The organism is Kitasatospora sp. NPDC088391 (genome assembly GCF_044753345.1).
In the GTDB taxonomy this organism is placed as follows: domain Bacteria; phylum Actinomycetota; class Actinomycetes; order Streptomycetales; family Streptomycetaceae; genus Kitasatospora.
In genome coordinates this window covers 477,803-496,575 of the sequence record NZ_JBIVNB010000003.1, presented here as the reverse complement: position 1 = coordinate 496,575, position 18,773 = coordinate 477,803, and the positions used below count along the sequence as shown (strand labels likewise).

Below are 18,773 nucleotides of genomic sequence, written 5' to 3'. Positions count from 1 at the left end.
CGCTCCGTCAACCCTCCTGCGGGATTCCGGAGTTCGCCTCGCGCTCCAGGCGGTCGGCGTTGGCGTGGACGGCGTCCCGCAGCCACGGGGCGAGGCCCGGGGCGAGCTTCTCGTACGTCTCGGTGAACCGCGGGTCGGCGACGTACATGTCGCCGAGGCAGCGGTGCATCTGCGGGGCGCAGTCGTAGAAGTGCAGGCCGATGTGCGCGCGGTGCCGCTCGGCGATCGCCATCGCCTGCTCGCTGTCCGGCGCGGAGCCGGCGGTGAACGCCGCCACCAGGGCGTCGTTGATGCCGTCGGCCTCGGCCTTGATCCGCTCCCAGTCCGCCTTGGTGTAGCGGGCCGTCCTGGCCTGGGACTGCTTCCAGGCGCCGGTCTCGCCCCAGCGCTGCTCGGCCTCGTCCTCCCAGTCCTCCTGGTAGTCCTTGCCGAACACCTCGAACTTCTCCTCCGGGGTCAGCTGAATGCCCAACGTCCTTGCCTCCATCGCTCTCTCGACCGCCGCGGCGAGGCCCTCCAACTTCCGGATCCGGTCGCCGATCAGCTCGCGCTGCCGGCGCAGGTGCTCGGTCGGGCCGACCGAGCGGTCGTCCAGGATCGCCGCGATCTCCTCCAGCGGGAAGCCGAGTTCGCGGTAGAACAGGATCTGCTGCAGCCGGTCCAGTTCGGCCTCGCTGTAGCGCCGGTACCCGGCCGGGGTGCGGCCGGTGGGCGACAGCAGCCCGATGCCGTCGTAGTGGTGCAGGGTGCGCACCGTGACGCCGGCGATCCGGGCCAGCCGGCCCACCGTGTACCCGGTGTCCTCGTCCATCGCGTCCTCCTCCTTCCCGCCGTTCGCTGTGGGCACCAGCCTGCGGCCTCACGCGGCGTGAGGGTCAAGCGGACTCTCCCCGGCACCGGCGGGGCCCGCCGGTCACTCGGACTCGCCGTAGCGGATCAGGTAGGCGGCGAACCGGGACAGGTCCTCGTCGCCCCAGGAGGTGAAGCGGTCGGTGAAGGCCCGTCGGCGCTGCTCGTACGCCTCGGCGAGCAGCTGCTCGCCCGCGTCGGTGAGCCGCAGCAGTTGGCCGCGCTGGTCGTCGGGGTCGGCCTCGCGGCCGAGCAGGCCGAGCTTCTCCAGCGCGCCGACCTGCCGGCTGACGGTGGACTTGTCGAGCATGAAGTGCGAGGCCAGGTCGGCGGCCCGGCAGGAGCCGCGCTCCTTCACCAGGTCGAGCATGCTGTAGGTGACCAGCGAGAGCTCGGGGTGCAGCTGGGCTGCCTTGTGGCGGGCCCGGCGGGCGAACGCGGTGAGCTCCCGCTGGATGGTGTCCAGCGCGGCGTCGCGGTCGGGCATGGCGGTGGCTCCTTCGTCGTGCGGTGTTGCCGACCACGGTAGGGGCAGCCGCCCTCAGACGCCGACCGCCTCCTCGATCTCCTCCTCCTCGGCAAGTTCCGGCACGGGGGCGGCGGCCGCGGTCCGGCGGCGTTCGTGCCGGGCGGCGAGCAGCAGCAGGACGACGCCGGCCGCCAGCCAGGCGAACAGGGTGGCGAGGTGGCCGCCGAACCCGGCCCGGCCGCCGAAGTACACGTGGTCGCGGACGCCCTCCAGGAAGCCCGCGCCGTTCCAGAAAGCGTGCAGCGAGCCGAAGAAGCCGTTCTGCAGGGCGGGTTCGAAGACGCCGCCGGAGCTGGTGAAGTTCAGCATCACGAACAGCGCCATCATGGTGAGGGTGGTCCAGCGGCCGAGGAAGGCGTGCAGGGCGGTGCCGATCGCGACAATGCCCGCCGCGTACAGGCAGGACATCGCCCAGACGGCGGGCAGGCCGTGCTCCACCAGGTGGAACACCGGTCCGGCGAGCGCCGTGCCGATCAGGCCGACCAGCAGCGCGACGCCGAGGCCGAGCAGCGCGCGGACCCGCATCGGGAGGGCGGCACCGGCCGCGCCGAGCACCGCGACCGAGCCGTAGGAGCCGATGCTGAGCGCCACCAGCAGGAAGAACAGGCCCTGACCGGTGGGGTCGCCGGCCGGCAGCGGGGTCAGTTCCCGGACGGCGAGCGGCCGGCCCTGGTGCGCGGCGACCTGGGTGAAGACCTTCTCGGCGGCGGTGGCCGAGGTCTCCGAGCCCGCGGTGGCGACCAGCAGGGTCGGGGTGCCGGCGTCGGGCAGGTAGGCGGCGACCAGGTCGCGGTCGAGCAGCCGCTGCCGGGCGGTGTCGGCGTCGGGCAGGGTGGTGACGTCCAGACCGTCCCCGGCCCGGTCCTTCAGGGTCTGCGCGAGCACCTGGCCCTGCGGGGCCGCCCCGACCACGGCGACCTTCAGGTGGTGCGGGGCCGGGGCGTGGAAGGCGGCGAGGTAGGCGATCCCCATGCCGAGGCACATCAGCAGCGGTGTGACCAGGTGGGTGAGGACGTGCCGCAGGGCGGGGCGGGAGACCGCGGACGGCGAGGGCATCACAACTCCATGGTTGGCAAGTACAACTATCTTTCGGTTGCACTTTACAACTCAATGGCCCTTCGGCTCCAGCGTTCCCCCGCCCTGTGACACACCTCTCGCTACTGCCGACCGTCCTGCAGCAGGTCGTCCAGCTCCCGCAGCAGCCGCGCCTTCGCCCGCGCCCCCACCAGCGAACGCACCGGCTCGCCGTCCTTGAACACCATCAGCGTCGGCATCGACAGCACCCCGTACGCGGCCTGCGTCTCCGGGTTCGCGTCCACGTCCAGCGAGACGATCTTCAGCCGGCCCTCCTGCTCCACCGCCAGCTCCGCCAGCACCGGCGCGATCATCCGGCACGGCGGGCACCAGTCGGCGGTGAACTTCACCAGCACCGGTCCCTCCGCCGCCAGCACCTCGCCCGCGAAGTCCCGGTCCGTCACGCTCCGCACGCCACCCATGGCGTCCTCCCTCTCGCTCGTCACTCCGATGTCGGTCGCGGCACCGGCTGCGGCACCGGCTGCGGCTGCGGCTCCGGCTGCGGCGGGCGGGCCAGCTCGCAGCGCGGCTCCGCGTCCACCGCGGCCAGCGCGTCGCGCGCCGCCTCGGCCTGCGCCAGCTGCGCCGCCACCTGGTCCCGGACCTCGCCCAACCGGGCCGCCATGGCGTCCAGTTCGGCCAGCTTCGCCCGGTACACCTCCAACGAGGCCGGGCAGGAGTCGCCCGCCGGGTGCCCGGCCCGCAGGCACTCCACGAACGGCCGGGTCTCCTCCAGCTCGAACCCGAAGTCCTGCAGCATCCGGATCTGCCGCAGCAGCCGCAGGTCCTCCTCGTCGTACGCCCGGTACCCGTTCCCGCCGCGCCGCGCGGGCAACAGCCCCCGCGACTCGTAGTACCGCAGCGCCCGCGTGGTGGTCCCCGCCCGCTGTGCCAGCTCGCCGATCCGCATGCCCACGACGGTAGACCTTCACCCCGGCGTCAAGGCCAGCCCTCCGGACGGTGAAACCCCGGCACGACCCCCGCCAAGATCGTTACCCTCGTCCGATGACCGAACAGACCACCGCCCTGCTGGCGGCCTACGACGCGAACATGCGCGGCCTCGGCCGCGCCGGCGACGGCGAGACCCACGACACCGACGGCCCGCTGCTGCGCAGCCACGGCGGCTTCCGCGGCTTCGTCACCTCCCCCACCGCCGACCTCGGCCTCGACGGCGACGCCCTCAACCGGCTGATCGCCCGTCAGTGCGCCTTCTTCGGCGCCCGCGGCGAGTCCTTCGAGTGGAAGACCCGCGGCCACGACCTCCCCGCCGACCTGCCCGAGCGGCTGCTCGCGGCCGGATTCACCGCCGAGGAGCCGGAGACCGTCCTGATCGGTCTGGCCGCCGAACTCGCCACCCCCACCCGCTCCCCCGAGGGCGTCGTCATCCGGCGCACCACCTCGCCCGCGGACATGCGGCGGATCGCCGCGATGGAGACCGAGGTCTGGGACGAGGACTGGAGCTGGCTCGCCGAGGACCTCACCACCCGGGCCACCGGCAGCGACGACTTCCTCGTCCTGGTCGCCGAGACCGACGTGCCCACCGACCCCGACGTGGTCTCCGCCGCGTGGCTCACCCGCACCCCGGGCTCCACCTTCGGCGGCCTCTGGGGCGGCTCCACGCTCGCCGCCTGGCGCGGCCGCGGCATCTACCGCGCCCTCGTCGCCCACCGCGCCCGCTGGGCCCTCGACCACGGCATCACCCACCTCCAGGTCGACGCCTCCCCCGACAGCACCCCCATCCTGCGCCGCCTCGGCATGCACCCCGTCACGACCACCACCCCGTACATCTGGACCCCGCCCACCGCCTGACCCCCGCCCCCGGCCACGCCGCGCAGCCCGCGGGGGCGCTGCGCGCGGCCGGGAGGGGGGCGGGGAGAAGTGCGCTGCGCGCGGCCGGAGAGGGGCGCGGGCCGAGGGACGAAACACCCCCGGGTGCCGCAGGCGAAGACACCGCGCCACCGGGAAGGGCGAGGGAAAGGCGCTGCGCGCGGCCCGGAGAGGGGCGCGGGCAAGAGGCGAAGCACACCCCGGGTGCCGCAGGCGCACACGCCGCGCGACCGGGAAGGGCCAGGGGAAGAACCGTAAGGAGCCCGGGCCGAGGGGCGGAACACCCCCGGTGCCCTGCACAACCCGGAGGAACGGGGAAAGGCGCTGCGCGCAGCCGAAAGGAACGCGGGCCATGGGGCGAAGCACCCCCGGGTGCCGCAGGCGAACACGCCGCGCGCCCCGGAAGGGCGAGGGAAAGGCATTGCGCGCGGCCGAAAGGAGCCCGGGCCAAGAAGCGGAACACCCCCGGTGCCGCAGGCGCACACGCTGCGCGACCCGGAAGGGCGGGGAGAAGTGCGCTGCGCACGGCCGGGGCGGGCGGGGATGCGGGGATGTGGGGGCGGAAAGTTTTTTCGAGAATTCTTCGGCGGCGTGTAGAGGGCGGCCCGGGCGGCTCCGACCACTGGACGCAAGCACATGACACGGCGCGATGAAGGAAGTGGTCCTCGTGAAGTACCTCCTGATGACGTACGGCAACCAGGAGAAGTGGGCGTCGCTGTCGGCCGAGGAGTGGCCGGAGGCGATCGCGCGGCAGGACGCGTTCAACCGGCGGTACCAGGAGAGCGGTGAGCTGATCGGCGCGTACGGGCTGGGGGACGCGGCGGTGAGCCGGCTGGTGCGGCGGGAGGAGGGGCTGCCCGTGGTGAGCGACGGGCCGTACCTGGAGACCAAGGAGTACATGGCCAGCTTCTACCTGCTGGACTGCGCGGACGAGGAGCGGGCGCTGGAGATCGCGGCGGACATGCCGTGGGCGGACCGCGAGCCGGTGGAGTTGTGGCCGATCCTGCACGAGGCCAAGTGAGCGGGGGGCTCCCCGTCGCCGACCAGGACCTGTTGCGCGAGCTGGCGCCGCAGGTCCTGGCGGCGTTGCTGCGGTGCCACGGCGGGGCGTTCGACGCCTGCGAGGACGCGGTGCAGGAGGCGCTGCTGGCGGCGGCGCAGCAGTGGCCGGCGCAGGGGCGGCCGGGGAATCCGCGGGGCTGGCTGGTGACGGTGGCCTCGCGGCGGCTGGTGGACCTGGTGCGGGCGGACCGGGCGCGGCGGGAGCGCGAGGAGCGGCTGTTCCTGGGGACGCCGCAGTCGGAGCTGCTGGGCCGGGCGGCGGACGCGGGTCCGGAGGGGGACCGGGACGACTCGCTGGCGCTGCTGTTCCTGTGCTGCCACCCGGCGTTGACGGCGCCGAGCCGGATCGCGCTGACGCTGCGCGCGGTGGGCGGTCTGAGCACGGCGCAGATCGCGGCGGCGTTCCTGGTGCCGGAGGCGACGATGGCGCAGCGGATCAGCCGGGCGAAGCTGACGATCCGCTCGTCGGGGCTGCCGTTCGCGCTGCCGGCGGCGGCGGACGCGGACGGGCGGCTGCGCGAGGTGCTGCAGGTGCTGTACCTGGTGTTCAACGAGGGGTACACGGCGACGGCGGGCGGGGAGCTGACCTCGGTGCGGCTGTCGGCGGAGGCGATCCGGCTGGCCCGGCTGCTGCACCGGCTGCTGCCGCGGGACGCGGAGGTGATGGGGCTGCTGGCGCTGATGCTGCTGACGGACGCCCGGCGGCCGGCCCGGACCGGTCCGGACGGGGAGCTGGTGCCGTTGCCGGAGCAGGACCGTTCGCGCTGGGACGCGGCGATGGTGGCGGAGGGGGTGGCGCTGGTGGAGCGGGCGCTGCCGGCCGGCCGGGTGGGTCCGTACCAGTTGCAGGCGGCGATCGCGGCGCTGCACGACGAGGCGCCGGGGGTGGCGGAGACGGACTGGCCGCAGGTGCTGGCGCTGTACGACCTGCTGCTGCGGGTGGCGCCGGGTCCGATGCCGGCGCTGGGCCGGGTGGTGGCGTTGGCGGAGGTCCGCGGCGCCGGTCCGGCTCTGCGTGAACTCGACCTGTTGGAGCCGGAGTTGGCGCGTCATCACCGGTTCCACGCGGTCCGGGCGGAGCTGCTGGCCCGGGACGGCGAGCGGGTGGCGGCGGCGGAGGCGTTCGGCCGGGCGGCGGCGCTGGCGCCGAGCCTGCCGGAGCGCCGCCACCTGGCGGGGCGGGCCCGGGAGCTGTCCTGACCCGGTGTCAGCCGGTGGTGGCGGCCGCTGCGGCGTCGACCGCGCCGTACGACGTGGAGCACCGCCGCCGGGCCGAACGGGCCCGGTGTCAGCCGGTGGTGGCGGCGGCCACCGCGGCGTCGATCGCGCCGTACAGCTCGGAGCGCAGTCCGAGGCGGCTGGCGCGGATCTCGACGGCCTCGGCGACGGCGGGCTGGGCGTGCCGGTCGACGGATTCGCGGATGCCGTTGACCAGTGGGGCGCCGGCCTGGCCGAGTTCGCCGCCGATCACGATGGCGGCGGGGTTGAGGCAGTTGACCAGGTCGGCGAGGACCCGGCCGATGGTGCGGCCGGCCTCGCCGATGACGCGGGCGGCGGCGGGGACGTCGGCGAGTTCGGCGAGCGGCGGCAGGTCGACCGGGGCGCCGGGGCGGGCGCCGGGGGCGAGGACGTGGGCGAGGCGGCGGCGGACCTCGACGAAGGAGGCGACGGACTCCAGGCAGCCGCGGTTGCCGCAGCGGCACCAGGTGCCGGTGTCGGGGAGCTGGATGTGGCCGATCTCGCCGGAGATGCCGCTGGCGCCGCGGTAGATCCGGCCGTCGAGCAGGAGTCCGGCGCCGATGCCGGTGGACGCCTTGACGTAGATCAGGTCGTTGACGGTGCGGCCGGTGCCGTGGGCGCGTTCGCCGCGGGCGCCCATCTCGGCGTCGTTGCCGACGGTGACGGGGCGGCCGAAGACCCGGCCGAGTTCGGCGGCGGGGTCCATGCCGATCCACTGGGAGAGGGTGGAGGGGGCGCGGACCACGTTGGTGCGGGTGTCGAGGGCGCCGGGGATGCCGGCGGCGACGGCGGTGATCGCGTCGAGGCGGTGCCCGGCGGCGTCCAGGGCCTGCCGGGCGAGGGTCTCGGCGGCGGCGAGGACCTCGTACGGGTGGTTGTCGACGTCGAGGTGGGCGGTGGCCTCGCCGAGCACGGTGCCGGCGGTGTCGGCGACGGCGGCGGTGACGTGGGTGTGGCCGAAGTCGAGGGCGAGGACGAGGGCGTGCGCGCGGCGCAGGGTGACGGCGGTGGCGCGGCGGCCGCGGCCGGCGGCCTCGGTGGCGGTCTCGCTGACCAGTCCCTCGCCGAGCAGGTCGGTGACGGCGCTGCCGACGGCGGAGCGGGAGAGCCCGGTGAGCCGGCTGAGCTCGGCGCGGCTGAGCGTGCCGTGCTCGCCGAGGACGGCGAGCAGGGCGGCCCGGGTGCGCAGGCGGCGGGCCGAGGGGGCCGGGGCGGGGGCGGTCATGGACGGCAACGGTAGCGGACCGTCGAGCATTTTAGCCGTTGAACGGATTATTCTCCGATCGCCTCTGCCTCTTGACGGACTAATTGGCCTATACCTATGGTCTACGGCAGCAGCAGTACCTCATGTGCCGGTCGAAGGACGCGCCGGGAGAGGAAGGCCGATGAACGCCACCCAGAGCCGTCATCGCTGGTGCGTCGAGATACCCCACGCCAACGAGGTCCGCTCCGGCCGCCACCTGTTCATCGTGGACGCCGCCGCCGCGGAGGACGCCCGCCGCGAGGCCCTGGAGCGGGCCGAGTCCGCCGACGCCCGCCGCCACCGCCGGGACGCCGCGCTCGACCCGGCCCAGGCCACCGTCGTCCACCTCGGCCTGCTGCGCGCCCACTGAGACCCGCCCGCCCCGACCGCCCGCCCGGACCCGCTCCGGGCGGGCGGTCGGCGTTCCGGGCGGTCGGCGTTCCGGTGCGCCCCGGGGAGCGGGTGTGACTTCACTCGACCGGATTTGTATGCTTCGCTGAACCTCTACAGCACTGTAGAAGATCAGCGCGGGCCAACGGGTGAGGGGACGTCATGTCTGCACGCAGGGCACGGGGCCGCGGCGCCCCGCCCACCCGGGGCCGCCGCCTCCGCCGGACCCTGCTCTGGACCACGGCCGGCGTCGTCTCGCTGGCCGTGCTCGGCACCGGGCTGGTCTACTACCGGCTCAACGGCAACCTGAGCACCTTCGGCCAGGACGGCGTCAGCAAGGACCGCCCCGCGGCCGGCGCCGCCGACGCCCAGGGCCGCGTCCCGGTGAACCTGCTGCTGATCGGCTCCGACTCGCGGGCCGGCAGCAACAAGGACCTCGGCGGCGGCCAGGACGGCGGCGCCCGCTCGGACACCGCGATCCTGCTGCACGTCTACGCCGACCACCGGCACGCCGTCGGGGTGTCGATCCCGCGCGACTCCCTGGTCGACATCCCGCCCTGCATACTGCCGAACAAGAACTGGACCAAGGCGCAGACCGGCGTCATGTTCAACAGCGCCTTCTCGGTCGGCGACACCGACCAGGGCAACCCCGCCTGCACCCAGAACACCGTCGAGAAGCTCACCGGCCTGCGGATCGACCACACCATGGTGGTCAACTTCCAGGGCTTCGCCGACATGACCAAGGCCGTCGGCGGCGTCGACGTCTGCCTCCCCAAGGCCGTCTACGAGGGCGACCTCGACCCCAACCTCGGCCACCGCGGCAAGGAGCTGTTCAAGGCCGGCCACCAGACCATCGCCGGCCAGCAGGCCCTCGACTACGTGCGCATCCGGCACGGCCTCGGCGACGGCTCCGACATCGGCCGCACCAAGCGCCAGCAGGCCTTCCTGTCCTCGCTGATCAAGCAGGTCAAGTCGCAGGGCATGAACCCCGCCGCACTGCTGCCGCTGGCCGACGCCGCCACCAAGGCGCTCACCGTGGACGAGGGCCTCGGCTCGGCGCAGAAGCTGATCGACTTCGCGATGTCGCTCAAGGACGTCGACCTGCACGACATCAAGTTCCTCACCGTGCCCTGGCGCTACCAGGGCGAGCGGGTCGCCATCGTGCACCCCGACGCCGACCAGCTGTGGGCCGCGCTCAAGGCCGACCGCACCCTGGACGGCCAGGAGACCGCCGGCGCGCCCCCCGCCGCCCCGAGCCCCGCCGCCGCCACCAGCGCCGCCCCGACCGCCGTCGACGGCACCGGCGTCAAGGTCGCCGTCTACAACGGCACCCCCGCCAACGGGCTGACCGGCCCCGCCGCCGAGGCCCTGGAACGCTCCGGCTTCACCGTCACCGGCCGCTCCAACGCCGCCACCCGCAACCACGCCACCACCACCGTCGAGTACGGCGCCGGCCAGAAGGCCGCGGCCGAGAAGGTCGCCGCGCTGTTCCCCGGCGCCACCCCGGAACCCGTCGGCCGGGCCGGGATCTCCCTCGTCCTGGGCGCCGACTACGCGGCCGGCCACGGCGGCACCGCCGCCCCGGCCGTCCCCACCGGCCCGCTGCCCAGCAGCGTCAGCCAGGCCCGCTCCGCCGACGACGACGCCTGCGCCGACCTCACCTACGGCTGACCGGCACTCCACCCCGGAGGACAGCAGCGATGGACCCGCACCGCAGCGGCGGCACCGACCCGCAGGACCGGGCCGACTTCGAGTACGCCCTCGGCCTGGCCCTCGCCGACCCCGCCGTGCGCGCCGCCCTGACCGGCGACCCCGGGCGGGCCGCCCGGCTCCGCGCCCTGGCCCGCAGCCGGGCCCCGCAGCTCCTGGCCGCCGCCGAGGCCGAGCACCTGGCCTACCGCCGGCTGCGCGACGCTGCCGAGCAGGCCGACCGGGCCGGCGGCCGCGACCGGCTGTCCGGCTGGTTCGGCGCCCTCGCCCTGGTCGTGCCGGTCGTCACCGGCAGCGCCGCCGCCGTGTTCTTCCTGCTCGGCAGCGTCATCGACCTGTCCCGCCCGCACGCCGACCTGGCCGGGCCGCTGCGCACCGCCGCCTGGACCAGCGTCGCCCTCACCGTCACCAGCGCCCTGGTCGGCCTGCTCGGGCTGCTGCTCACCGCCGCCCGCACCACCGGCACCGCCCAGCTCCAGGACGAGCGCCTCACCACCGCCCGCACCGCCTGGCACGGCGCGCTGCTGCACCGCGGCCTGCTGCCGTTCCTGCTCGCCCGCGGCGACCTCGACCCGGCGCCGCCCCAGCACGCCGGGCCGCAGGACTGACGGGACGACGGGCCGACGGGCCGTCAGGCCCCGGGCGGCAGCAGGCGGGCGAGCAGGTCGCGGCCCTGCGGCCAGTCGTCCAGGCCGGAGGCCGCGTTGACGTGCCCGAGCGCCCCGACGTCCACCAGCTCCGCGCCGAGCGCCGCGGCGGTCGCCTCCGCGTACCCGAAGGCGGCGTACGGGTCGTCGCGGCTGGCCACCAGGAGGGTGCGGAACGGCAGCGGGGCCGGGCTCGGCCGGTCGAAGCCGGTGGCGTCGGCGGGGAAGGCCGGGCCGTGCGGGTCCGGGGCGGCGACCAGCAGCGCGCCGACGATCCCCGGGTCGGCGTGCTCGGCGGCCCACTCGACCACGGTGGCGCAGCCCAGGCTGTGCGCGACCAGCAGCTTCGGGCCGGTGACCGCCCGCAGCGCGGCGTCCAGGTCGGCCACCCAGTCGGTGCGGACCGGCTCGTCCCAGGAGGCGTGCTCGACCCAGACGCCGCCCGGGTCGGCCGCGTGCCAGCGGTATTGCCAGTGCGCGGGAAGGGAGTTGCCGATGCCCGCGAGGTACACGTGGGTCGGGGGTGCCATGGCTGGGGCCTCCTGCTCGACGCCCGCCGGGCGGCGGGCGGAGGGGACCGGAGGTCGGCGCTGACCCCGGGGGACGGTCGTGGCCGCACCCTAGCGGCCGGGCGGGCGGGCCCGCCGCCGTTCCGGCCCGCCTTCTCGACCACCGAGACGGTCGCCGGGCGCCCCCTCCGGCCGACGGTCCGTCAGGAGCCCGTCCCCGCCGCCTCGGGGACCGCCGGCTCCGGGACCGCGGCCTCCGGGACCGCCGACTCCGGGAACGCCGCGAGGTCCTCGGCCGTCAGCGCCCCGGGGTCGCCCGCCAGCACGCCGGTGAACCGGTCCGGGGCGAAGTGGCGCGCGGCAGCGGCCCGGACGGCGTCGGGGCCGACCGCGCGCAGGCGGTCCAGGTGCTCGGGCAGCCAGTGGTGGTCGAGCCCGGCGGTCTCCAGGGTGAGCAGGAAGTGCGCCAGCCCGCGCTGCCCCGACAGGGACACCGCGGTGATGCCCGCCGCGTAGGAGCGGGCGTCCTCGATCTCCCGGTCGGTGGGCGGGTGCGGCCCGGCGATCCCGGCGAGTTCGTCCCGGGCGGCCCGGAGCGCCGCGCCCGCGGTGCGGGTGTCGGTGTCGAAGCCGATCACGGCCAGCGCGTCGCCCGCCGAGTGCTCCTCGACCGTCGACTGCGCGTGGTAGACCCAGCCGCGGCGCTCGCGCAGCTCCGCGACCAGCCGCGAGGAGAAGTAGCCGCCCAGCACCAGGTTGGCCAGCAGCAGCGCCTCGTAGCCGGGGTCGGTGCGGGGCAGCGCGGCGGCGGCGAGCCGGACCTGCGCCTGCCGGGCGCCGGGCCGGGGCAGCAGGCCGAGGCCGGTGCCGCGGACCGGGCCGGGGGCGGTGGGCGCGGTCGCCGTCCGTTCCGAGCGCCAGCCGGCCAGCGCCCGGGCGGCCAGTTCCGCCGTCCGGGCCGGGTCCGCGCTGCCGACCACGACCAGGGTGGCGCCGCGGGGCACCAGGCGTTCCCGGGCCAGTTCCCGCACCGCCGCGTCCTCGACGGCGGCGACCAGGGCCGATCCGGGGGTCTCGCGGGTCAGCGGGTGCGCGCCGTAGCAGCGCAGCAGCAGCGCCTCCCGGACGGCGTTCTTGGGCAGCCGCCGGGCGACGTCGATCCGCTGCCGGAGCCGGGCGCGCTGCTCGGCGAGGTCCGCGGCGGTGAACGCCGGGCCGGTCAGGCTGTCGGCGAGGACGTCGAGCAGGCGCGGCAGCCCGTCCGCCGGGGCGCTGCCGGACAGCACCAGGCGTTCGGGGTCGATCCGGGCGGTGAGCTGCGCCCCGGCCTCGGCGAGCCGGTCGTCCAGGGCGGCCCGGCCGTGCGCGCGGGTGCCGCCGAGCAGGGTCGCGGCGAGGAGTTCGGCGGTGGCGCCGACCGGGGCCGGGCCGCCGTCGAAGGGGATGACCAGGCGCAGTTCGACCAGCGGGACGGCCCCGCCGCGGGCCGCGACGACCCGCAGTCCGCTGTCCGCCGTCAGGGTGGCGACGTCCGGGCGCGGGGCCGGGCCCGGGGCGGCGAGCGGCGGCAGCGGGGCGGCGGCGGCCCGGACGGTGCCGGCGGGTGCGGTCATCGGGGGGCTCCGGGGGTCGGCGCGGGGACGAGCAGGACACTGCGGCGGCGCTGCCCGGCCAGGTCCGCGGCGGCGGCGGCGACCTGCTCCGGGGTGGTGCGGCGGATGCGGTCGGGCAGCTCGGCGGCGAGCGCGGCGTCGCCGTGGTGCAGTTCGAACCGGCCGTACTGCTGGGCCCGGGAGCCGAGGCGGTCCAGTCGGCGGTGCCGTTCGACCGCCGCCCGGGCGGTGGTGCGGGCCAGCGCCGCCGGGTCGGGGCCGTGCTCGGCCAGGTCCCGCAGCGCCCGGTCGGCGATCTCGGTGACCGTCGCGGCCGCGCCGGGCGAGGTCAGCATGGCGCGGATCACGAAGACGTCCGGGTCGCGGGCCTCCAGCGGCACGCCGGTGAGCCCGGCGCCCGCGTGGACGCCGACGGCGCTGCCGGTCTCCCGGACGGCGCGGCGGTGCAGGACCGCGTTCTCGCCGTCGCCGAGCAGGGCGCCGACCGCGGCGGCGGCCAGGTAGCGGTCGGTGTCGCCGACCGGGTCGGGCAGCCGGAGGCCGAGGGCCAGGGCTGCCATCGGCAGGCCGGGGACGGCGTGCTCGTCCTGGCGGTCGCCGGTGGGACGGGGTTCGGCGAGCGCGGCGGGGACCGGGACGGGGCGGGCCGGGACGTCCGCGAAGTGCCGTCGGACCAGGTCGGCGCCGGCCTGCGGGTCGAAGTCGCCGCAGACGGTGAGCACCGCGTTGCCCGGCGCGTAGTGGGTGTCGAAGAAGGCCGCGCAGTCGGCGAGGGTGCTGGCCTCCAGGTCCGCCAGGTCGCCGTAGCCGTTGTGGGTGTTGGCGAAGGTGGTGAACAGGGCGGGCGGCAGCGGCACCCAGGGGAAGCCGCCGTAGGGCTGGGCGGTGATGTTGCGGAGGATCTCCTCCTTGACGACGGCGAGTTGGCGGGCGAGCGTGGCCTCGGTGAGGCGCGGGCCGCGCATCCGGTCGGCTTCCAGGAACAGCGTCCGCTCCAGCGCCTCGGGCGGCACGATCTGGTAGTAGGCGGTGTGGTCCCGGTAGGTGGTGCCGTTGAAGGTGCCGCCGGCGGCCTGCACGAGGCGGGTGTGCTCGCCGGGGCCGATCCGCTCGCTGCCCTCGAACATCAGGTGCTCGAAGAGGTGGGCGAAGCCGCCGCGCCCGGCCGGTTCGGAGCGGAAGCCGACGTCGTAGTGGACGGCGACGCAGACCGCGGTGGCCTCCCGGTCCGGGGCGAGGACGACGCGCAGCCCGTTGTCGAGGCGCAGCCGTTCGAGGACGGCGGCGGGGGCGGCGACGGCGGGGCTCATCGGGTGGTGTCCTGCATCGCGCGGACGGCGGTCCGGCCGCCGAGCAGCAGCAGGAGCAGCGCCAGGGCCGCCCCGAGCAGGACGGTGCCGCTGCCGAGGTCGCCGGCGAACAGGTGCCGTTCGGCCTCGACGACGTGGGTGAGCGGGTTGGCCTTCGACAGGTACCCCAGCCAGGTCGGGGCCAGCGACATCGGCAGCAGGATGCCGGAGAGCAGCAGCACCGGCAGGCCGACGGCGTTCAGCAGGCCGCTGAACGCCTCCTCCTGGCGCATCCGCAGGGCCAGGCCGTACGAGAGCGCGGACAGGCCGACGCCCAGCACGCCGACCAGGAGGATCGCGAGCAGGACGCCCGCGGGCCGGGCCCGCAGGCCGGCGGCGACCGCGCCGAGGACCAGCACGCCGACCTGGGCGAGGATCACCAGGACGTCCCGGGCGACCCGGCCGGCCAGCAGGGCGATCTTGGAGGCGGGGGTGATCCGCAGCCGGTCCAGGACGCCGGAGCGCTGCTCGGACAGGATGCCCATGCCGACGAAGATGCAGCTGAACATCGCCTGCTGGACGAGGAGTCCGGGGGTGAAGACGCTCCAGGAGTTCTGCGCGCGGAAGCCGGGGCCGGCCGACAGCTTGACCAGCAGCGGCCCGAACAGCAGCAGGTAGAGCACGGGCTGGATCAGCCCGACGGCGACCCAGACCGGGTTGCGGAGCGTGTAGTTGACGGAGCGTTGGAAGATCGCCGCCGAGTCGCGGAGCGTTTTCACCGTTCCTCCAGGGCGGGTGCGGGCACGGGGACGGGCTCCCCGGCGACGGCGGGTTCGGCGGCGGGCGCCTCGGCGACAGCGGGTTCGGCGGCCGGGGCGTCGGCGGCGTCGGCGGCGTCGGCGGGCGCCTCGGCCTCGGCGTGGACCGAGCGTCCGGTGCGGGCCAGGAAGACGTCGTCCAGCGACGGGCGCTTGACCGTGACGGACTCCAACTCGATTCCCTCGCGGTCGAGTTCGCGCAGCAGGGCGGGGAGCAGCCGGCGCGCGCCGACCACCCGGAGCTGGACGGTGCCCTCGGAGGTGTCCACCCGGCCCTCGGGGGCCACCCGGGCGACCGCCCGGGCCGCGTCGTCGACCCGGTCGGTGCCGAGCAGCACGGTGTCGCCGGCCGATTCGTCCTTCAGCGCCTCGGGGGTGTCGTCGGCGATGATCCGGCCCTGGTCGACGATGGCGATCCGGTCGCAGATCCGGTCCGCCTCGTCGAGCAGGTGGGTGGTCAGCAGGACGGTGACGCCGTGCTCGGCGCGCAGCGCCCGGACGTGGTCCCAGAGCACGGCGCGGCTCTGCGGGTCGAGTCCGGCGGTGGGCTCGTCGAGGAACAGCACCTTGGGCCGGGCGACCAGGCCGAGGGCGATGTCGACGCGGCGCTGCTGCCCGCCGGAGAGGGTCTTGGCGAGCCGGTCCTCCAGGCCGACCAGGCCGAAGTCCGCGCACAGCTTGTCGGCGCGCTCGGCGGCGGCCCGCTTGTCGAGGCCGTGCAGCCGCCCCTGGGTGCGCAGTTCGTCGATGACCCGGTGCTCGGCGCCGGCCGAGCCGCCCTGGCCGACCAGGCCGATCCGCCGCCGGACCTGCTCCCGTTCGGCGACCACGTCGAAGCCGTCGATCCGGGCGCTGCCGGCGCTCGGGTCGAGCAGCGTGGTGAGCATCCGGACGGTGGTGGTCTTCCCGGCGCCGTTGGGCCCGAGCAGGCCGACGACCTGGCCGGCCCCGACCTCCAGGTCGATGCCGCGGACCGCCTCGACCTCGCCGGACCGGCCCTTGAAGGAGCGGGCGAGTCCGCGGGTGACGATCATCCGCGCACCTGCCCGTGGTGGCCCTCGGTCATAGTGCCCCTTCCCCTTTCGCCGGACTTCCGTGCGCTCGACGATGTCGAATTCCGATCCCCCGGTCCAGCGATTCCGGGGCGGCTCCGGCGCATTGGCACCAAGCTGCAGCGGAGGGTCCGGATCTCGCACTTTGCTGCCGCCCGGCCGTCCTTGCCGAGGTCGGGGGCGGGCAACCACGATGGGCAACGCCGGAGCCGAGGCACGGGAATTCGCCCCGGAATTCCGGCACCGCACCGAATAGGGGCCGTCCATCGGGACGGTTCCAGGATTCACGGAAGGAAATTCAGATGAGCCGGACTGCTGTCGATTTCGCGGCGTTCGACATCGAGGACCTGCAGGTCCTCGACATCAACGACGCGGTGGCCCTGCCGGAGATGGGCGCGTCGATCATCATCAACAACTTCGTGGACGACGCCGAGGGCCTGGTCGACGAGACCGAGCTGTCCAGCGCGGCCGCGGTCTCCATCTCCTCCTCCTCGTCCTGCTGCTGCTGCTGATCCGGTAGCCGCTCGGCACGGCCGGTCCGGTCCTCAGATCCGGGCCGCAGCACCGCCGCCGGCCCCGGCGCCGGCCCCGTCCTGACGAATCACCGCAGCGGGGGGACCTCGTCCCATCGAGGTCCCCCCGCGCCGTCCCGGAGGAGTTCTTCGTGGATCTGCCCGGCCCGCCCGGCGTCATCCGGGTCTACGACCACTCGCGCGACCCGCGCCCGCTGCTGCGTCAACTGGCCGGACCGCTACGGGAGTTGACGGCCGATCAGTGGGTTCCGCTGGCGCACGTCCGGCGTGGCTGGCTCGGCGGCTCCCACCTGCAGATCGTGCTGCGCCCGCTGCGGAGCAACACCCTGCGCACCGCGGAGTTCGCGGAGTTCGCCGCCGCGGCGGCCCGCGCGCTGGACGCCGAACCGCCCGACGAGGCCGCCTACCTGGCCCGGGCCGCCGAACTCGGCCGCTGGGAGAACGTGGAGCCGCCGTTCCCGCCGCTGCGGCCGCAGGGATACGTCGAGGTCTCCGACCAGGACCCGCACCCCGGCTGGGCCCCCGCGCTGGTCCAGGCCCGCGACCAGCTGTCCGCGCACCTGCTGGAGCCGGTGCTGGCCAGTGCGGCGCTCGACGGCGCCGACGTGCCGCGGCACCTGGCCCGGGTGCTCGCGCTGCTGGCCCGCTCGCACCCGTACGGGATCGGCGTGGGCACGCTGCCCTACCGCTCGCACGTGGAGGGCGTGATGTCCGCCGTCGGGGCGCGCACCGACCTGCGCACGGTGTTCCGGTCCCGGTACGCGCAGGACGCCGACTTCTTCGCCGCCGCGCTGACCGACGGTCCCCCCGCCGGGGAGGCCGCCGCGCTGGACGCCTGGCGGCTCGGCTTCGCCCGCTGCTGGGGCGCCGCCGAGGCGCTGACCTCGACCGGGCTGGTCGACGAGGAGGTGCTGGCCGCGGTCGGCGCGGTCACCCCGCCGACGGACGACCTCCCGGTGCCGAGCGCGTTCCACACCGTCGCCCGGCACTCCGGCCTCACCGCGCAGGAGCCGTACTGGCAGACCGCGCACCGGCTCGTCCTCAACACCCTGTACACGGCGCTGACCTGCTTCGGCATCAGCCCGCTGCAGCGCTACTACCTGTGCTTCGGACTGAGCGAGGCCGCCGACGGCCTGCTCGGCCGGAGCTGGCTGGAGCGGCTCGCCGACTTCGCCGACCGGGAGATCCCGGAGCACGTCAGAACGGCCGCCGAGGCCGCGTCCGGACGCTGAGCGCCCGGCCCCAGACCCCTCACCCCCCTGTTTTTGGAGAGCCATGCGATTCGGCGTGTCGTTCCTGCCCGACTCCTCCCCCGCCACCAAGTCCGCGGCCGACTACTTCGACGAGGTCCTGCAGATGTCCCGGCTCGCCGACGAGGCCGGCCTGGACTACGTGAAGATGACCGAGCACTACCTGCACCCGTACGGCGGCTACTGTCCCAGCCCGCTGACCTTCCTGACCGCGGTCGCCGCGCAGACCCGGTCGATCCGGCTGATGACGGGCTGCGTGCTGCCGGTCTTCCACCACCCGGTCCAACTCGCCTCCGACATCGCGATGGTGGACGCGCTCAGCCACGGCCGGCTGGAGATCGGCTTCGCCCGCGCCTACCTGCCCTACGAGTTCGAGGCGCTCGGCGTGCCGATGGACGGCAGCCGGGCCCGGTTCGAGGCCACCATCGAGGCGGTCCGGCGGCTGCTGACCGAGGAGGGCGTCACCGAGGACACCCCCTTCTTCTCCTTCAAGGACGCGACCGTCCTGCCCCGGCCCACCCAGCAGGACCGGCCGCCGTTCTGGATCGCCGCGGTCCGCTCGCCGGAGAGCTTCGTCCGGATCGGCGAACTCGGCCACGGCCTGCTGATCACCCCGTCCGGCACCTCCTTCGACGACGCCCTGGTCGGCTCCTACCGGGAGAGCTTCGCCCGCGCCCACGGACCGGCCGCCGCGCCCCGGGTCGCCGCCAGCCTGCCGCTGTACATCGCCCCGACCGACCAGGAGGCGCGCCGGATCGCCGACCCGCACCTCGCCGAGTACCTGCGGGTGTGGACCTCCGCGCTGACCCGCTGGGACGACACCGCCTCCCGCGACTACCAGGGCTACACCGGCTTCAACCGGATCGCCCGGACCCTGACCCCGAAGGACCTGCGCTCCTCCGGCACCGCCTTCGTCGGCTCCCCCGAGCACGTCACCGACCAGATCGGGCGGTTCCAGGAGCGGATGGCCGCCGACGTGCTGCTCTGGCAGACCGACTTCGGCGGGCTCGGCGGACCGGACGCGCTGCGCAGCCTGGAACTGTTCGCCACCGAGGTCCGGCCGGCCCTCACCGGCGACCGGGCCCCCGCCACCGCCGCCCACTGAGATTCGGGCGCAGCCCGAGCCGATGACCGCCGCG

The 18,773-nt window shown here is 75.2% G+C and carries 20 protein-coding genes; 9 read left to right on the top strand and 11 right to left on the bottom strand.

The genetic code is table 11. From position 1 onward, the window contains the following. Window positions 1-7: 7 nt before the first annotated feature. The 5 genes from ACIQBJ_RS10885 to ACIQBJ_RS10865 form a co-directional block, all read right to left on the bottom strand. Window positions 8-811 (bottom strand): MerR family transcriptional regulator, encoded by an 804-nt coding sequence (locus tag ACIQBJ_RS10885; RefSeq protein ID WP_400707052.1) that lies wholly within the window; start codon window positions 809-811, stop codon window positions 8-10. 102 nt (window positions 812-913) lie between these two features. Then, window positions 914-1,336, bottom strand: coding sequence for a MarR family winged helix-turn-helix transcriptional regulator (locus tag ACIQBJ_RS10880; RefSeq protein WP_400707049.1), 423 nt, complete (start codon window positions 1,334-1,336; stop codon window positions 914-916). Between the two features lie 54 nt (window positions 1,337-1,390). Beyond that, on the bottom strand, window positions 1,391-2,434 hold the full coding sequence (locus ACIQBJ_RS10875; protein WP_400707046.1) for a hypothetical protein: 1,044 nt from the start codon (window positions 2,432-2,434) through the stop codon (window positions 1,391-1,393). A gap of 101 nt (window positions 2,435-2,535) precedes the next feature. Beyond that, complete coding sequence (gene trxA / locus ACIQBJ_RS10870) at window positions 2,536-2,874, bottom strand: thioredoxin (protein WP_400707043.1); 339 nt, start codon at window positions 2,872-2,874, stop codon at window positions 2,536-2,538. Window positions 2,875-2,894: 20 nt separating this feature from the next. Further along, the gene (locus ACIQBJ_RS10865) at window positions 2,895-3,362 is read right to left on the bottom strand and encodes a MerR family transcriptional regulator (protein ID WP_400707040.1); all 468 of its coding nucleotides are present in this window, start codon (window positions 3,360-3,362) and stop codon (window positions 2,895-2,897) included. Between the two features lie 95 nt (window positions 3,363-3,457). Between ACIQBJ_RS10865 and ACIQBJ_RS10860 the strand changes: the two genes are divergently transcribed. From ACIQBJ_RS10860 to ACIQBJ_RS10850, 3 genes are all read left to right on the top strand, one after another. Next, window positions 3,458-4,261 carry a GNAT family N-acetyltransferase gene (locus ACIQBJ_RS10860; protein ID WP_400707037.1) on the top strand — a complete coding sequence of 268 codons (804 nt, stop codon included), beginning with the start codon at window positions 3,458-3,460 and terminating at the stop codon, window positions 4,259-4,261. Between the two features lie 685 nt (window positions 4,262-4,946). Next, window positions 4,947-5,300: a YciI family protein gene (locus tag ACIQBJ_RS10855; RefSeq protein ID WP_400707034.1), complete on the top strand. Its 354-nt coding sequence runs from the start codon at window positions 4,947-4,949 to the stop codon at window positions 5,298-5,300. Continuing rightward, window positions 5,297-6,541, top strand: coding sequence for an RNA polymerase sigma factor (locus ACIQBJ_RS10850; RefSeq protein ID WP_400707031.1), 1,245 nt, complete (start codon window positions 5,297-5,299; stop codon window positions 6,539-6,541). The genes ACIQBJ_RS10855 and ACIQBJ_RS10850 overlap by 4 nt, the downstream gene beginning before the upstream one ends. 88 nt (window positions 6,542-6,629) lie before the next feature. On the opposite strand, the gene ACIQBJ_RS10845 is transcribed toward ACIQBJ_RS10850, so the two are convergent. After that, window positions 6,630-7,805, bottom strand: a complete 1,176-nt coding sequence (locus tag ACIQBJ_RS10845; RefSeq protein WP_400707028.1) for an ROK family transcriptional regulator — start codon at window positions 7,803-7,805, stop codon at window positions 6,630-6,632. A 160-nt stretch (window positions 7,806-7,965) separates the two neighbouring features. On the opposite strand from ACIQBJ_RS10845, the gene ACIQBJ_RS10840 reads away from it, so the two are divergent. From ACIQBJ_RS10840 to ACIQBJ_RS10830, 3 genes are all read left to right on the top strand, one after another. Further along, a complete protein-coding gene (locus ACIQBJ_RS10840; protein WP_400707025.1) occupies window positions 7,966-8,193 on the top strand; it encodes a hypothetical protein in 228 nt (75 codons plus the stop codon). Between the two features lie 182 nt (window positions 8,194-8,375). Next, window positions 8,376-9,884, top strand: coding sequence for an LCP family protein (locus tag ACIQBJ_RS10835; protein WP_400707022.1), 1,509 nt, complete (start codon window positions 8,376-8,378; stop codon window positions 9,882-9,884). A gap of 29 nt (window positions 9,885-9,913) precedes the next feature. Next, window positions 9,914-10,531, top strand: coding sequence for a hypothetical protein (locus ACIQBJ_RS10830; protein WP_400707019.1), 618 nt, complete (start codon window positions 9,914-9,916; stop codon window positions 10,529-10,531). Between the two features lie 23 nt (window positions 10,532-10,554). Here the strand turns inward: ACIQBJ_RS10830 and ACIQBJ_RS10825 are convergent, their stop codons facing one another. The 5 genes from ACIQBJ_RS10825 to ACIQBJ_RS10805 all read right to left on the bottom strand — a co-directional run bounded on the left by ACIQBJ_RS10825 (window position 10,555) and on the right by ACIQBJ_RS10805 (window position 15,833). Further along, the gene (locus ACIQBJ_RS10825) at window positions 10,555-11,100 is read right to left on the bottom strand and encodes an RBBP9/YdeN family alpha/beta hydrolase (RefSeq protein WP_400707016.1); all 546 of its coding nucleotides are present in this window, start codon (window positions 11,098-11,100) and stop codon (window positions 10,555-10,557) included. A gap of 182 nt (window positions 11,101-11,282) precedes the next feature. Further along, window positions 11,283-12,692, bottom strand: a complete 1,410-nt coding sequence (locus ACIQBJ_RS10820) for a M16 family metallopeptidase (protein ID WP_400707013.1) — start codon at window positions 12,690-12,692, stop codon at window positions 11,283-11,285. Beyond that, a complete protein-coding gene (locus ACIQBJ_RS10815) occupies window positions 12,689-14,002 on the bottom strand; it encodes a M16 family metallopeptidase (RefSeq protein WP_400707010.1) in 1,314 nt (437 codons plus the stop codon). The genes ACIQBJ_RS10820 and ACIQBJ_RS10815 overlap by 4 nt, the downstream gene beginning before the upstream one ends. Further along, window positions 13,999-14,760, bottom strand: a complete 762-nt coding sequence (locus ACIQBJ_RS10810; RefSeq protein WP_400707007.1) for an ABC transporter permease — start codon at window positions 14,758-14,760, stop codon at window positions 13,999-14,001. Before ACIQBJ_RS10810 ends, ACIQBJ_RS10815 begins: the two co-directional genes overlap by 4 nt. Next, a complete protein-coding gene (locus tag ACIQBJ_RS10805; RefSeq protein WP_400707004.1) occupies window positions 14,757-15,833 on the bottom strand; it encodes an ATP-binding cassette domain-containing protein in 1,077 nt (358 codons plus the stop codon). The genes ACIQBJ_RS10810 and ACIQBJ_RS10805 overlap by 4 nt, the downstream gene beginning before the upstream one ends. Window positions 15,834-16,153: 320 nt before the next feature. Here ACIQBJ_RS10805 and ACIQBJ_RS10800 point away from each other — a divergent pair, with 320 nt between their 5' ends. The 3 genes from ACIQBJ_RS10800 to ACIQBJ_RS10790 all read left to right on the top strand — a co-directional run bounded on the left by ACIQBJ_RS10800 (window position 16,154) and on the right by ACIQBJ_RS10790 (window position 18,739). Beyond that, complete coding sequence (locus tag ACIQBJ_RS10800; protein WP_400707001.1) at window positions 16,154-16,363, top strand: thiopeptide-type bacteriocin; 210 nt, start codon at window positions 16,154-16,156, stop codon at window positions 16,361-16,363. Between the two features lie 152 nt (window positions 16,364-16,515). Beyond that, entirely contained in the window at window positions 16,516-17,616 is a 1,101-nt protein-coding gene (locus ACIQBJ_RS10795) for a hypothetical protein (protein ID WP_400706998.1), read from the top strand. 43 nt (window positions 17,617-17,659) lie between these two features. After that, complete coding sequence (locus tag ACIQBJ_RS10790) at window positions 17,660-18,739, top strand: LLM class flavin-dependent oxidoreductase (RefSeq protein ID WP_400706995.1); 1,080 nt, start codon at window positions 17,660-17,662, stop codon at window positions 18,737-18,739. The last annotated feature ends 34 nt before the right edge of the window (window positions 18,740-18,773 follow it).

Bases quoted from the DNA above. Each gene is read 5' to 3' on its own strand.
- ACIQBJ_RS10885 (WP_400707052.1), bottom strand. From the start codon at position 811: ATGGACGAGGACACCGGGTACACGGTGGGCCGGCTGGCCCGGATCGCC.
- ACIQBJ_RS10880 (WP_400707049.1), bottom strand. From the start codon at position 1,336: ATGCCCGACCGCGACGCCGCGCTGGACACCATCCAGCGGGAGCTCACC.
- ACIQBJ_RS10875 (WP_400707046.1), bottom strand. From the start codon at position 2,434: ATGCCCTCGCCGTCCGCGGTCTCCCGCCCCGCCCTGCGGCACGTCCTC.
- trxA (WP_400707043.1), bottom strand. From the start codon at position 2,874: ATGGGTGGCGTGCGGAGCGTGACGGACCGGGACTTCGCGGGCGAGGTG.
- ACIQBJ_RS10865 (WP_400707040.1), bottom strand. From the start codon at position 3,362: ATGCGGATCGGCGAGCTGGCACAGCGGGCGGGGACCACCACGCGGGCG.
- ACIQBJ_RS10860 (WP_400707037.1), top strand. From the start codon at position 3,458: ATGACCGAACAGACCACCGCCCTGCTGGCGGCCTACGACGCGAACATG.
- ACIQBJ_RS10845 (WP_400707028.1), bottom strand. From the start codon at position 7,805: ATGACCGCCCCCGCCCCGGCCCCCTCGGCCCGCCGCCTGCGCACCCGG.
- ACIQBJ_RS10840 (WP_400707025.1), top strand. From the start codon at position 7,966: ATGAACGCCACCCAGAGCCGTCATCGCTGGTGCGTCGAGATACCCCAC.
- ACIQBJ_RS10835 (WP_400707022.1), top strand. From the start codon at position 8,376: ATGTCTGCACGCAGGGCACGGGGCCGCGGCGCCCCGCCCACCCGGGGC.
- ACIQBJ_RS10830 (WP_400707019.1), top strand. From the start codon at position 9,914: ATGGACCCGCACCGCAGCGGCGGCACCGACCCGCAGGACCGGGCCGAC.
- ACIQBJ_RS10825 (WP_400707016.1), bottom strand. From the start codon at position 11,100: ATGGCACCCCCGACCCACGTGTACCTCGCGGGCATCGGCAACTCCCTT.
- ACIQBJ_RS10820 (WP_400707013.1), bottom strand. From the start codon at position 12,692: ATGACCGCACCCGCCGGCACCGTCCGGGCCGCCGCCGCCCCGCTGCCG.
- ACIQBJ_RS10815 (WP_400707010.1), bottom strand. From the start codon at position 14,002: ATGAGCCCCGCCGTCGCCGCCCCCGCCGCCGTCCTCGAACGGCTGCGC.
- ACIQBJ_RS10805 (WP_400707004.1), bottom strand. From the start codon at position 15,833: ATGATCGTCACCCGCGGACTCGCCCGCTCCTTCAAGGGCCGGTCCGGC.
- ACIQBJ_RS10800 (WP_400707001.1), top strand. From the start codon at position 16,154: ATGAGCCGGACTGCTGTCGATTTCGCGGCGTTCGACATCGAGGACCTG.
- ACIQBJ_RS10790 (WP_400706995.1), top strand. From the start codon at position 17,660: ATGCGATTCGGCGTGTCGTTCCTGCCCGACTCCTCCCCCGCCACCAAG.